Consider the following 13777-nt stretch of genomic DNA (forward strand, 5'->3'; position numbering starts at 1 on the left):
AGAGTCTTATATGAAAAATTACCTAAAATCTTCCAAAAAAAATACCAGTCGGCGTCCTACTAGCATCAATCCATTACTTACTTTGGTGGTGACAACGCTGCTATCAGCACCTATCGTCAATGCTAATGCAGAATTGATTGTCCATAGTGAGCCAAATAGGGTTAGTAAGGGCACCAATAATATTGCCAAGCAGCAAATGAACAATCAAGCACCAACTGATGTGTCTATCATTAAACTGATGCAAGTGATGCATATCGACGCGCAGATTCAGTCTATCGTCAATGGCCAACAAGCGGCCATCGATGCCATTAATACGCAAACCAAAAACCAGAATCAAAGTAGTAATCAGCGCGCCAGTGACCAACAGTTAAATAAGCGCCAACGCGAGCTACAAGAGCAAATTCAGAGCGTGTTAGGTCAATATGCCAAGATTATGACTGAGGGTATCGGCAATGCAGCCGACGCAAAAACTTTGACGCAAGCTTATATCAGTGCCGCTAAGACTTACTATACGCAGGCTGAAGTCGATGCCCAGATTAAATTCTACGATACGGCGGTAGGGCAAAGTATCCTTGCCAAGCAGCCACAAATTACCGCGGCTTTTTTACAGCAATCCTTGCCTGAAGATACCAGCGAGACTGAAGCGCAATTAAGCGAGCTATTGCCGCAAATGAAGCAGATTATTAAAGGCGTATTTTAAAGTCATTATTTTTTAGTCTAATTCTAACCCGTTTTAATACCCGTCTTTAAAATCAATTTTTCTTGCTTGCTTGCTGTGCCTGCGCAGACAGAGTCTATAAAAAATTTATATCAGCCATACCGTCGCGTTTTTAGGATGTTTTGACTATAACAGCAATTTATAAATATAAGGTTTTAGAGATAAAAAAAGGTCACTATAAAAGTGACCTTTTTTTATACTTATCTGAATACCATTTATAGATTTATTCAGTCATTGTTATTTTTTCTTGGGGGCATTAGCACCGATGAACCAAGCATCTTTATCGACAATACGGCTTACTTCGGTCAATAAATCTGCCGTATCTTCATCGCCTGCGTCGCCCGCGGTATCAATACCTTCACGCAGTGAAGCGGCAATGGTTTTATAACGATTGGTCAGCTCGCGTACGTGCTCATCAACTTCTGTGATATCAGTTGGATAAGTCTCTAGGATAGAGTCTTCAACCACACGTTTAGAGATGCCATTGGCTTTACCGCCAAGGATAACGATACGTTCGGCAACTGTATCAAACGCTTCAGTCAAACGCTCATAAGTCTCATCTAACAATTGATGCACACCGATAAAGCCAGTACCTTGCAAGTTCCAATGGCACTGCTTGCTGTCCATACTTAGGTCAATCAGATTGGCTAAGTTAGCGTTTAACAATTCAACCATTTTTTCAGCGGTTTTATCATCAATACCACTTGCGTAACGTTCTCTCATAATTTACTCCATTATTTTAAGTTTTTATTAGTTATTGGATTAATTTTTAAGCGTGTTGTTGCTTGTATTTATCGCTTCTTAATACTGCTTGTTCATTAATTCAGTGCCCATAGTAGCAATTTATGAGCGCGATTGAACCCCTAGGTTTTAGGCTTTATTAAGTGGTCGTGTAATGACTTTGTTAATCGTGAAAAGCTTTGTAAATTTAGCTGCCATTCTGTGCCTTTCCTATAAATAATAGACGTTAAATAAATAGTATTCATTTTAAATTTACCATTAATGTAGCGCAAATTTGTACTATTAATTATATGTGTAAATAGGAAATGAAACCTGTAATTATCCTTTAAAAACTGGAATTTAGACCCCATATTGTTATAAGTTTAAACTCTTATAACCTTTTATAAATGTCAGGAAGAAAGCCATTATGCGAATGCCTGAACCGCGCTCGTCGCGTCAGTTAAACCAATTGGCCACTCAGCTGCAAGGTGAAGCTGAAATCAGTGGTGTCAATGCGTCTGGTACGCAAATATCAAGCCGCGCCTTTGAGATGGTCACCGACTTTGAGCCGGCAGGCGATCAACCGCAAGCGATTGCCAAGCTTGTTAATGGTATAAATGCTGGGATGGATGAGCAGCTGTTACTCGGTGTGACCGGTTCTGGTAAGACTTATACCATGGCAAAGGTTATCGCTGAATGCCAACGTCCAACAATTATTATGGCGCACAATAAAACCCTTGCCGCCCAGCTCTATGGCGAATTTAAAGCGTTCTTTCCAAATAATGCGGTTGAGTATTTTGTCAGTTATTACGATTATTATCAGCCGGAAGCCTATGTTGCGGCGAGTGATACCTTTATCGAAAAAGACAGTGCCATCAACGACCATATTGACCAAATGCGCCTATCAGCGACGCGGGCGCTGCTTGAGCGCCGTGATGCGATTATTGTGGCTTCGGTCTCCTGCATTTATGGTTTGGGCGATCCAGAAAGTTATCTAAAAATGCTCTTGCATGTCGTCGTCGGCGACAAAATCGATCGTACTGCTACTATTAAACGTTTGGTTGAAATGCAATATAACCGTAATGAGTTAGATTTTGGCCGTGGTACCTATCGCTTGCGCGGTGAGCTGTTAGATATTTATCCTGCGGAATCTGAGCAGCTAGCGGTGCGCGTGCATTTATTTGATGATGAAGTGGAAAAAATCACTTGGTTTGACCCGTTAACCGGCAAAACCGTCCGAAGTGTGCCGCGTATTACCATTTATCCAAAATCGCACTACGTGACCCCGCGCAATAAACTGGAAGCAGCAAGTCATACCATTCGCGCCGAGCTTGAGCCGCGTCTCGAGTATTTTCGCGACAATAATAAATTGGTTGAAGCGCAGCGTCTAAAAGAGCGTACCCAGTATGATCTTGAGATGATTCAGCAGCTCGGCTACTGTAATGGTATCGAAAACTACTCGCAGCATCTGTCTGGTCGTCCGTCAGGGGAAGCGCCGCCGACTTTGTTTGATTATATTCCAGAAGATGCGCTGCTATTTATCGATGAATCGCACGTGACGGTTTCGCAAATTGGGGCGATGTATAAAGGCGATAGGTCGCGTAAAGAAAACCTCGTCAATTATGGTTTTCGTCTGCCAAGTGCCATGAATAATCGCCCGATGAAGTTTGAAGAATGGGAGCGTATTAAGCCTAAAACCATCTATGTTAGCGCCACGCCAGCACAGTATGAGCTTGAACACAGCGAGCAGGTGGTCGAGCAAGTGGTGCGTCCAACCGGTCTGATTGACCCTGAGATTGAGATTCGTCCTGTATTGACGCAGGTTGATGATGTGCTATCGGAGATTACCAAACGCCGTGAGCTTGATGAGCGCGTGCTTATCACCACATTAACTAAGCGAATGGCAGAAGATTTGACCAGTTACCTTAAAGAATACGATGTCAAAGTCGCTTATCTGCATTCAGATATCGATACGGTTGAGCGCATGCAGATCATTCATGAGTTGCGGACAGGCGTCCATGATGTGTTGGTCGGCATTAACCTGTTGCGTGAAGGTTTGGACATGCCAGAGGTGTCATTGGTGGCAATATTTGATGCTGATAAAGAGGGCTTTTTGCGTTCTGAGCGCTCGTTGATTCAGACCATTGGCCGTGCTGCCCGTCACTTAAACGGTAAAGCGATTTTGTACGCCGACCGCATTACGCCGAGTATGGAAAAAGCGATAGAGGAGACTGACCGTCGCCGCGAAAAACAAGTCGCCTTTAACCTTGAGCACAATATTACGCCAAAAGGTGCGCGCCGTAGTATTACCGATAAAATTGACACGGGTGAAAACCTTGATGTCAATGACAATCAAGTAATCCCTGTAAAAAGCAATCTGCCTGATGTCGATATCAGCATTTTGCGCAGTCCTGATTTACTGGCCAAAGAAATCAAACGCCTTGAGAAACAAATGCAGCAAATGTCACGAGATTTGAAATTTGAAGAAGCGGCAAAAACGCGTGATAAAGTATTGGAATTAAAAGCGCATTTGATTTAATGGTTTAATTCCGACTGAATGTAGACGTAGAAAGGTGAGTTGCATAGGCTGCAGCTCACCTTTTTTTATGGGATATTTAAAGTTAAACGTACTTCTATCTAGGTATATTAATAACTAATAATTTGCTATTAGATAACTTGTAATTATACCAAATGCCACTTAAGATGATATGAAGCAGCGGCATGCGCTATATCACTCATGGACGACGTAGGCGGATTACCTATCATGCATAATAATATCGATAACAACAGTCATAAATTACTCAAGTTAGACTTCAATGAAAACTCTTTAGGCATGTCGGACGTTGCCAAAGAAGCCATCACTAATGCTTTATCTGGCGCTGCTCGCTATCCTGATAAACATCGCGCTACGCTGCTAAGCAAAGTAGCGGCTCTCAACGGCGTACCTGAAAATCAGGTTTTATTGGGCAATGGCTCAATCGAGAGTATCAGAGCAGTGGTGCAAATGCTGCATGACAAAGCATTAAAAACAGATACAAGGTTTCAGCTAATCATTCCAGACCCAACTTTCGGTTGTGCAGAGCTATATGCACGCTCCTTAGGTATTCCAGTAGTCAAAGTGCCATTAACGCGCGATGACTATGATTTAGACTTTGATAACCTACAAAAAGCGGCTGCTCAATTTGACGGTATCAGTCTTTTTTATTTGTGCAACCCTAATAATCCAACGGCTATCATTACCGAAACGGATACGCTCAAAGCGTGGATAAAAAATGCGCCAAAAAACCACTATTTCTTAGTGGATGAAGCCTACTTTGGCTATATCACCGATCCAAGTTTTGTGAGCGGCGTTGAATGGATAAAAGAGGGGCTATCAGATAACTTGATTGTCGTGCGCACTTTCTCAAAATTATTTGGGCTAGCAGGCTTGCGCGTCGGTTATGCGATTGCCAATCCACCGATGATTGCAGAAATCGGGTCTTTGATGTCTACGGATAATATCAACATGTTAGGTGCGGTTGCAGCAATAGCAACGCTAGAAGACGAGGCGTTTTTGGCGCATAGCTTACAAACCACCAATCAAGCAAGAAAAATGATGCAGACAGCGCTCGATGAGCTGGGGCTGCGTTATTTGCCCTCGCAAACCAATTTTATTTTTTATGAAGTCAAGGGTGACGTGCAAACCTATATCGATCGTATGCTCGAACATGGTATTGCCGTTGGTCGCGAGTTCCCTTCGATACCAGGTTTTAACCGCATCACACTTGGCACACCCGAAGAGATGACAGTCGTTATTAAGACGTTACAGTTATTTCGTGAAAAAGGCTGGGTGTAATTACGCACAATCGTATGATTGGATTTACCAAAAAAGAAGGGACGCTTAGACGGCGTCTTTTTTTTACCAACATCAAACGCAGTTTTACATATTCTGTCTTAAAAAGTATCCGTACACCTTATAGGATAAGTTAATAAAGCATGATCTATCATAAGCAGATATGCGAGACGCATACCATAAAGACCATAAGAATAGACGTGCTAAAGGTTTTTAAAATTTTAAGACAAAGGGTGTATGTATGTTTGATATCAAATCTTTTTTTAAGAGAGAAGTAGAAAAAAAGCTCATGGATGTGGATGATTATATTTTTATGCCTGAGCGTATCGAGATGGCGCTTGAAGGCGGAGAGTTGAATTGTGTGTTAAATAGCGATGGCCGCGTCGATATTTTTTATAGTAAGCAGGGCGTGACAGAAGTCAGTTCGGCATCGCGTAAGCATCCTTTTACAGCGTTTGAGACCGAGTTATATCATGGCGTTTATGATGATGTCATCCATGCTTTGGTCAAAGAAGTGAATAAGATAATTGATGGCTCGTCCAAGTATTTTCATCGCAGTAAAATATTGCCATCGACCGCATCTTTACCCGTTCGTCCAACGCCTAGCAATGAGTTATAAATTGACTAATCATAAGTACGTCAGTATTTCATAAATCCCATTAGCTAAATGAGTAATAAAAAAGGGTAAATCATATGATTCACCCTTTTTTTTGGCTACTATTTTTTTACCTTAAGTATGCAAAATACTGTGCGGAGCATATTGTGCTAAGCGCCACTTAAAACGGCAGACTTTTTCACTGCCATAGATTTGTTAGCATCAGATAGGGCAGCGACGTTAGTAAGCGGGCGCGATTGACTGCCGTCAATCAAGTGGTTAGTCTGTGTTTTAGTAAGCAAGCTTTTTGCAAATTTTACGCTATCATCTCGTTTTTTTAAGGTGTCCGTATAATACCATTCACATTGAAACGCCTGCTCAGTGATATCGAGGAGCATATAACCACGTTCGGTCTGATTGTTAAATTTCTGATGCGGGTTTAGCTCAACACCTGCGGTTTCAGGAAAGGGCGAAGACGTCAATGCCGGACAGACGAACTCTACAGCTAAAGAACCTTTGCCGGTTAGAGGATGATAGCTACTTGCTTCAAAAGGGTTTTTTGCAATATCAAATGCAAAGGAAGCATGATAATCCCCAGTTAAAACAACCGTATTGGAGGTATTATTTTCTTCGATAAAGTTGAGCAAACGTGTGCGTGCACTGGCATACCCATTCCAAATATCGCCAGAATTGGTGGCAAAAGTGCCTTTAAATGGCGCTAAAATAACTTGTTGCCCGAGTATTTGCCATGTTGCTTGTCGGCGTTTGCCTTCGAGCATCTTTAAATAGAGCCAGTTTTCTTGTTCAAGACCTAATAATTGACGTTCAGGCTCGTTGCTGGCTTTGGCATCAAGCTTTTCGCGACCAAATATGCGCGTATCTAGCATGTTTAAATCGAATAATTTACCAAACTCAAAACGTCGATAGATGCGTAATTGACTGTCTAGCTCGTTGCTACTGTCATCGCGGATAGGCATCCACTCATGATAAGCGCGCACGGCCGACATTTTGCGTTCTATATAGCTGCCTTTACTCTCAGTATGAAAACCTGCACCACCTTTCCATGAATTGTCTGCGATTTCGTGATCGTCCCAAACAGCGATAAACGGATGCTGACGGTGACATTCTTGCAAATCGACATCGGTACGGTAGCAAGCGTAGCGGCGACGATAATCCTCTAAGCTGATAATCTCGTTTTTTGGCTCTAGCGGTCGCTCTTCTTTTAAATCGTTATCACGATAAAAGCCTTCTGGATACTCATAGATATAATCACCCAAATGTATGACGGCAGAGATATCGGCTTGCTTGGCGATATTGGCATAACCATTAAAGTAGCCAAAGCCATAGTTTGAGCAGGAAACCACGGCTAAGCGCACACGATCAACTTCGCTTGCTGGCAAGTCTGCTTGTGGTATGGTACGTGTGCGACCAATAGGAGAGTGATAGCCTAGTGCTTCAAAAGCATAATAATAAGTGGTATTGGGTTGTAGGTTTTTAGGGTCGACTTTTACGGTGAAGTCGGATTGCGCTGTCGCTATTGCGCGACCTTGAGTAACGATGTTTTTCAGCGCTGTGTCTGTTGCTATCCTATAAGCAACAGGAATACTGGCGGCTTGGATACTACCGTCATTGGTAATTCGTGTCCATAGTATGACCCGATCTTGGAGCGGGTCACCACTGGCAATACCATGCACAAAAGGTGCTGCGCCTTGATAGCCTAAACCATCTAAACCATCGAGGTTATTTGGTGGCCTGACGTCATCATCATCTGATGATCAAGCACTGAGCTGAGTCAACACAGTGCCGGCTACCGTTAGCTGACCACCAAGTTTTATAAATGCACGTCTTTTCATCAGTCACCCTTGACATGGGTTAAAGATAAATTCCATTTGTCATTCACAATAGTAAATAATCTATATGAATAAGTTGGGTTGTGCAATCAATAACCCAACTTATTTCGTGAAATAAGCCCTTTAGTCAAGTCGCTGATCCAGCATCTATTTTTCAGCTACTTATTTAACGATACTGCCATAACAGCTTTGCAGCGTTTTTGCTACCACTTTAGTGACCAGTTGGGTGCGATAGTTGGCATCAATTGCCGCATTGCCAAGTTCAACGAGGGTCACTTGCTGCGGCGCTTGCTCGCTGACGCAGCCGCAAACTCGACCTTTTATCTCTTCCTCTTGGGCGTCCGTCATCGCCACACTAGCAATGCGCCAAGCATTTTGTTTTTCAATCTGACTGCGGCATTGGTTATCAATAGCGGCTTTAAAAATATTCATCCCAATCTCGTTTGCCGAACCGATGGCTGTGCCAGCATTGGTATTCATATCAGAAGTGGCACAGCCAGCTAGGACAAATGTGGCAAAAACGATGCTCGAAGCAAATAGTTTTTTCATAAGTTTTCCTTTAAGGTTTATCGATTCTATTGATGTTATTAGCGATTATATGTAATAGAGACCAATTATAGTAGTGAAAAATTATAGATATCTGCGTATTAGTAAAAAAGATAATCATTGGCAGTAAGTGTTCTTTTAACTATTCAAGCAGTAATCACGCGTCGGCTGCGCATGGCAAGAATCAAAGTTATTTTAACAATTAAGGGAAATGTTAATAGAAGTTTACAAGGTGCATAAAGTCTGTTTAAATGATGATAAGAATATGGAACTTAGTACCGCGTAGCGAAACAATAGCTAGTCTAATTATTTTGGTTTAGCAAATTTGAAGAGATAAACTACGATTCATGCGTGCCAATGTTTGCTATCGCATAAAACAAGATAGCAATGTATGACACCTCATGCTTTAATTACATGGATACTTTTGATTGTATCAATGGGACGCTACACTTTTCAAAAATTAATATAGTATATAAAGCTCACAATTCAACACGGATTAGTTACTATTACAGTGACATGGTTAAGTAATATTTTATAAATCCAATTCGCTTTATTTTATCAAGGATGAAAATAATGATGTTTTTTAGTAAAACTCCTCTCCTAGCTGCAATTGTTGCCTTAAGTATGACGATGGTTGCCTGTTCAGACAACACGGCGACTGATACCAATGATAGCGCTACCACGGACAATACTGCTGCTTCAGCGGCGAGTGATAAGCTTGAAACCAAGTTTGTCACTATCGCAACAGGGGGCGCATCAGGTCCTTATAATATTATTGGCACCTCTTTAGCAGAAATCTACGCCAAAACCTTTGGCGTTAATGCTAAGACCCAAACCACGGGGGCGTCAGTAGAAAACGTCAATCTACTCACGCAAGGTAAAGTCGACATGGTGCTAGCACTTAGTGATGTCGTCACTAATGCGGTTGAAGGTACTGAAGACTTTAAAGAACCGATAACAAATATTCAACAAGTTGCCGTTCTATATCCAAATGTGATTCAGATAGTCGCTTCAGAAAAATCTGGTATCAAAAATATCGAAGATTTAAAAGGTAAGCGTATTGCGGTTGGTGATCAAGGTTCTGGAACGGAAGTCAATGCTCGGACGTTGTTAGAAGGTTTTGGTATCACTTATGATGATGTCAAAGTTGACTATCTAGGGTTTGCCGATGCAGCCGATGCGATGAAAGCGGGTAAGATTGAAGCGGCGTTTTTTAGTAGCGGCTTACCAAACTCTTCACTGTTAGAGCTAGAGCAGGGTATCAAATTGCAGCTGGTCACCATCAATCAAGATAAGCTTAAACAAATTATCGAAAACAAGCCTTACTTTAAGACGTTCGAGATTCCTGCTGGAACATATGGTAACGATGCCGCCATTCCAACGACTGCCGTGATGAATGCGTTGTTGATTCGTTCTGACATCTCTGAAGAGGATGGCTATAAACTGACCAAAGCGCTGTTTGAAAACTTGGATGGCCTAAAAAATGCCCACCAAGCAGCTAATGATATTAGCTTAGAGACTGCTCAAGAAGGAATGGTAGCTCCTATCCATCCAGGCGCTAAGAAATACTATGAAGAGCAATCAGCTAAGTAAACGCTTAAGTTTAACAATCGGCGCAGCAGTGACTGCTGCGCTAGCGGTTTTAATATTCTGGGTAATTTTTACCCGCCAGTCTGTCATCGAGGTGCGCGTCGATGATGTTGCTGAATCTGATAAAAAAGTATGTTATTTCGTTGAGCCTAATTTTCAATTGCGCTGGATTCATTCTGTAGAAAAGCAATGGTGGGAGGAGCAATATGTTCGTGAGAATCAAGGTTTATTGCTAACCACTACTTATCTACAAGCTTTTGGGGCGGGAACCCCATCTACTGAAAATGTCGCTCCAATAAGAAAACCAGGCTATGTTGGCTATCAAATCAACGAAAGACTCCCCAGTCTTAACTGGGTTGTTTCAAGGCGCACTGAAGGTGAGATTGATTATGCAGGTCATCGTATTTTAATTCATCAATGGGTGCCTGATTATTCTGCAGTAACTATTACGCCCAAATCGTATAGTCTAATAGATAGATTTAATAAGGATTTTTGTCATGAACTCTCAAGTGATGGATCACAATAGCGGGACTACTGTCTCTAGCGATGAGGCTAAGTTGTCTAAGCAACCTGGCCTTCATGATAGCACTGATATCGATGACGACGTTGATCCTAACCTCACACAAGCAATACTAGAAAAGTACGACCGAGAGTCAATTACGCGTCATATCACTCAAGGGCCAGTAAAATATATTATCGCTGCGATTTGTATTTTATATTCACTTTTTCATCTATATATTACTTTTAATCCTATGCCATCATTGTTACAGCGTTCTGTGCATGTAGGTATTGGTTTTGCATTGATTTTTCTGATTTTTCCAGCCAGTAAGAAGAGTAGCCGCAAGCGGGTGGCTTGGTATGACTGGGTTTGGTTCGTGTTATCTTTATCTGGAATGGCATATCTTATCTATGAGTATCAAGATATTGTGACCTCACGTGGTGGCATCGCCAATCAAACGGATGTATTGTTCTCTATTATCACGGTGATTTGTGTACTCGAGGGCAGTAGACGTATTACTGGTTGGATATTACCGATATTGGCGTCAATATTTTTGTTATATCCATTTATCAGCCATATGAATTTTATGCCTGACCGGCTACTCACTCGTCCTTATGATTTTGGCGATATTTTTGGTCAGTTATTCCTCAAAACCGAAGGCCTATATTCGGTTGCCATCGGTGCCTCAGTTACGTTTATCTTTTTATTCATCCTCTTTGGCGCATTTTTAGCGCGTTCAGGCATGGGTCAGCTATTTAATGATTTGGCATTAGCGCTGGCAGGCGATAAAAAAGGCGGCCCTGCTAAAGTGGCTGTCATCTCAAGTGGCTTTATGGGCAGTATCAATGGTTCTGCCTTATCAAACGTAGTCAGTACCGGCGCGTTTACTATCCCATTGATGAAAAAGGTTGGTTATCATAAAGATTTTGCGGGTGCTGTAGAGGCAAGTGCATCAGTCGGTGGTCAAATATTGCCGCCAATTATGGGTGCTAGTGCTTTTATCATGGCCGAGACCACAGGTCTACCGTATAGCACTATTGCTTTGGCAGCATTGTTACCTGCTATCTTGTATTATTTAGGCGTCATCGCGCAGGTGCATTTTCGCGCAGGCCGCCGAGACTTAAAAGGTATGGCAAAAGAGAGTTTGCCGCAAGTAAAAGAAGTATTAAAAGCGCGCGGACATATGCTGCTACCCATTGTGTTTTTGATTTTTTTATTGATTAAGAATGTACCGGTAGGGTATGCCGCTGCCTATACCATTGGCTTTACTGTTGTCATCAGTATGCTGCGAGCTGAGACGCGCATGAGTTTTAAGGACATTTTGGGCGCGCTAGAAGACGGTGCGCGCCAGTCGTTAGCGGTCATGGCGGCCTGTGCGGTCGTAGGGATTATTATTGGGGTAGTCAGCTTAACGAGCTTTGGTACGGTGATGACCTCTTCGATTGTCACTTTAGGAGCAGGCTCATTATTGCTCACCTTGATTTTAACCATGCTGGCGTCGATGGTTTTAGGAATGGGATTACCATCGATTCCTGCATATATTATTACGGCAACGATGGCGGCGCCCGCATTAGCAGGATTCAATATTCCTATTTTGGCGGCGCATATGTTTGTGTTCTATTTTGGCGTATTTGCCAATATTACTCCGCCGGTCTGTTTGGCAGCCTTTGCTGGCGCTGGTATCTCTGGTGGCGATCCTATGAAAACAGGGTTTCTGTCGTTAAAGTTGGCACTGGCTGGATTTATCGTTCCATTTATGTTTATTTATAATCCTGCAATGTTGATGATTGACCCGACAGGTCTTGCGGTTACGGCAAAAGAATTCCCATTGCCCCCAATCATCGATATTGTTATGGCCGTTGTGACGTCTGTGATTGGTGTGATTGGCCTTAGTGCGGCGTTAGAAGGGTATTTTAAAGGCAGTATGAATACAATCACGCGCATCATTTTGGCAATTGGTGCTTTACTGCTGATTTATCCGGGTCTTATCACAGGTTTGATAGGCGGTGTCATCATCCTTGGTATCGCGTTGTTAAATATGAAAAACAGTAAAACAGCAGTCCAACCTCTAAATGTTTGACGTTATTTAGGGATTAAGTGTATAAGCATAAAAAAAGGGCGAATAGTAACTATCTACTATTCGCCCTTTATATGTTTTAAGATTCGTCATCCTACTTTGGTATCGTGACGAATATTACTTAGCAGCCAAGCTTACCTTCTGCTTCAAGCGCTTTTTTGCTACGAATTGGTGCTGGGCAATCTTCACCATAGTATTGACGATCGGCAAAGTAGCTTGAGCGTACCATTGGGCCGGCCCAAATGCTAAAGAAACCAATCTTTTTACCATAGTCCATATAACGCTGGAATTCGTCTGGATGTACGTAACGATCAACTGGCGCATGGTCTTTACTGGGTTGCAGGTACTGACCGATGGTAATCATATCGACGTCATGGGCTTTTAAATCATCAAGCAGCGCATAAATTTCTTCTTCGGTCTCACCAAGTCCAACCATAAAACCGCATTTAGTGGCGATATCAGGACGGCGCTCTTTATAGAGCTTGAGCAAGTCTAATGAATGCTGATAGTCAGAGCCTGGACGGAAGGCTTTATACAGACGCGGCACGGTTTCGATATTGTGGTTAAACACATCTGGCGCGGTTTCAGTCAATAAATCTAAGGCAATCTCCATACGCCCACGGAAATCTGGCACTAGTATTTCAATCAAGCAATTTGGGCTTAGCGCGCGCGATTCATTGAGAACTTCAACGAAATGTCCAGCACCGCCGTCTTTTAAATCATCGCGGTCAACTGAAGTAATCACTGCGTATTTCAGACCTAGACCTTGAATGGTCTCAGCGGTATGGCGTGGCTCGTCTTTGTCCAATTCATTTGGACGACCATGACCGACATCACAAAACGGGCAACGACGGGTACAGATATCACCCATAATCATAAAGGTTGCCGTACCATCAGCGAAGCACTGCGGCAGATTCGGGCAAGCTGCTTCTTCACAGACGGTATAAAGCTTTTGCTCACGCAGAGTGGCTTTGATACGCGCTACTTCCGCAGGTGACGACATTTTAACCCGAATCCAATCAGGCTTTTTCTTGGCCTCGACGGTCGGAATCACTTTAATTGGGATACGCGCGACCTTATCGTAGCCACGTAGCTTTTCGCCTTGGATGGCTTTTTTTGGTTTTGCACGGGCAGCGGGGACGTGGGTTTGTACGGCGTTTGTCATAATCAAATGTTCTCTTAACCCTTGATAGGATAAGGGTTTTTGGTATTATTAGAATGTTTTATGAATGCAGCTATTATAGCAGATAATGGCTCAAGGTTTTTTGGGCAATCTTGTTAAGACAATCAAAAAATCTACTAGGGCTAAATAAGGTTTTATCACTAATAAGACTACTATGAAGCGCACCT

Annotated in this window: 11 protein-coding genes; 7 read left to right on the forward strand and 4 right to left on the reverse strand. The window is 42.5% G+C overall.

The annotated features are described in order from the left end of the window. Positions 1-10 precede the first annotated feature (10 nt). Positions 11-700, forward strand: a complete 690-nt coding sequence (locus ACPEGP_RS00895) for a DUF2059 domain-containing protein (protein ID WP_423813649.1) — start codon at positions 11-13, stop codon at positions 698-700. Positions 701-955: 255 nt separating this feature from the next. Here ACPEGP_RS00895 and dps read toward each other — a convergent pair whose 3' ends face one another. After that, a complete protein-coding gene (gene dps / locus ACPEGP_RS00900) occupies positions 956-1441 on the reverse strand; it encodes a DNA starvation/stationary phase protection protein Dps (protein ID WP_068406213.1) in 486 nt (161 codons plus the stop codon). Positions 1442-1865: 424 nt separating this feature from the next. On the opposite strand from dps, the gene uvrB reads away from it, so the two are divergent. The 3 genes from uvrB to ACPEGP_RS00915 all read left to right on the forward strand — a co-directional run bounded on the left by uvrB (position 1866) and on the right by ACPEGP_RS00915 (position 5889). Next, positions 1866-3977, forward strand: coding sequence for an excinuclease ABC subunit UvrB (gene uvrB, locus ACPEGP_RS00905; RefSeq protein ID WP_423813650.1), 2112 nt, complete (start codon positions 1866-1868; stop codon positions 3975-3977). Between the two features lie 225 nt (positions 3978-4202). Next, the gene (locus ACPEGP_RS00910) at positions 4203-5273 is read left to right on the forward strand and encodes a pyridoxal phosphate-dependent aminotransferase (protein WP_423813652.1); all 1071 of its coding nucleotides are present in this window, start codon (positions 4203-4205) and stop codon (positions 5271-5273) included. A gap of 238 nt (positions 5274-5511) precedes the next feature. Then, the gene (locus ACPEGP_RS00915; RefSeq protein ID WP_102077848.1) at positions 5512-5889 is read left to right on the forward strand and encodes a hypothetical protein; all 378 of its coding nucleotides are present in this window, start codon (positions 5512-5514) and stop codon (positions 5887-5889) included. Between the two features lie 146 nt (positions 5890-6035). On the opposite strand, the gene ACPEGP_RS00920 is transcribed toward ACPEGP_RS00915, so the two are convergent. Both ACPEGP_RS00920 and ACPEGP_RS00925 read right to left on the reverse strand, forming a co-directional pair. Then, positions 6036-7559, reverse strand: coding sequence for an alkaline phosphatase D family protein (locus tag ACPEGP_RS00920; protein ID WP_423813653.1), 1524 nt, complete (start codon positions 7557-7559; stop codon positions 6036-6038). 318 nt (positions 7560-7877) lie between these two features. Further along, on the reverse strand, positions 7878-8264 hold the full coding sequence (locus tag ACPEGP_RS00925; RefSeq protein WP_200662881.1) for a hypothetical protein: 387 nt from the start codon (positions 8262-8264) through the stop codon (positions 7878-7880). Between the two features lie 573 nt (positions 8265-8837). On the opposite strand from ACPEGP_RS00925, the gene ACPEGP_RS00930 reads away from it, so the two are divergent. The 3 genes from ACPEGP_RS00930 to ACPEGP_RS00940 are packed head-to-tail and all read left to right on the forward strand — an operon-like array spanning position 8838 to position 12430. After that, positions 8838-9854: a TAXI family TRAP transporter solute-binding subunit gene (locus ACPEGP_RS00930; RefSeq protein ID WP_373681942.1), complete on the forward strand. Its 1017-nt coding sequence runs from the start codon at positions 8838-8840 to the stop codon at positions 9852-9854. Beyond that, positions 9832-10377 (forward strand): DUF1850 domain-containing protein, encoded by a 546-nt coding sequence (locus ACPEGP_RS00935; protein ID WP_144297153.1) that lies wholly within the window; start codon positions 9832-9834, stop codon positions 10375-10377. The genes ACPEGP_RS00930 and ACPEGP_RS00935 overlap by 23 nt, the downstream gene beginning before the upstream one ends. After that, positions 10349-12430 (forward strand): TRAP transporter permease, encoded by a 2082-nt coding sequence (locus ACPEGP_RS00940; protein ID WP_225211592.1) that lies wholly within the window; start codon positions 10349-10351, stop codon positions 12428-12430. Before ACPEGP_RS00935 ends, ACPEGP_RS00940 begins: the two co-directional genes overlap by 29 nt. A 118-nt stretch (positions 12431-12548) precedes the next feature. Here the strand turns inward: ACPEGP_RS00940 and lipA are convergent, their stop codons facing one another. Further along, on the reverse strand, positions 12549-13592 hold the full coding sequence (gene lipA, locus ACPEGP_RS00945) for a lipoyl synthase (protein ID WP_144297152.1): 1044 nt from the start codon (positions 13590-13592) through the stop codon (positions 12549-12551). Positions 13593-13777: the final 185 nt, after the last annotated feature.

It is taken from the genome of Psychrobacter sp. 219-2-C (genome assembly GCF_049560815.1).
Taxonomy (GTDB): domain Bacteria; phylum Pseudomonadota; class Gammaproteobacteria; order Pseudomonadales; family Moraxellaceae; genus Psychrobacter; species Psychrobacter faecalis.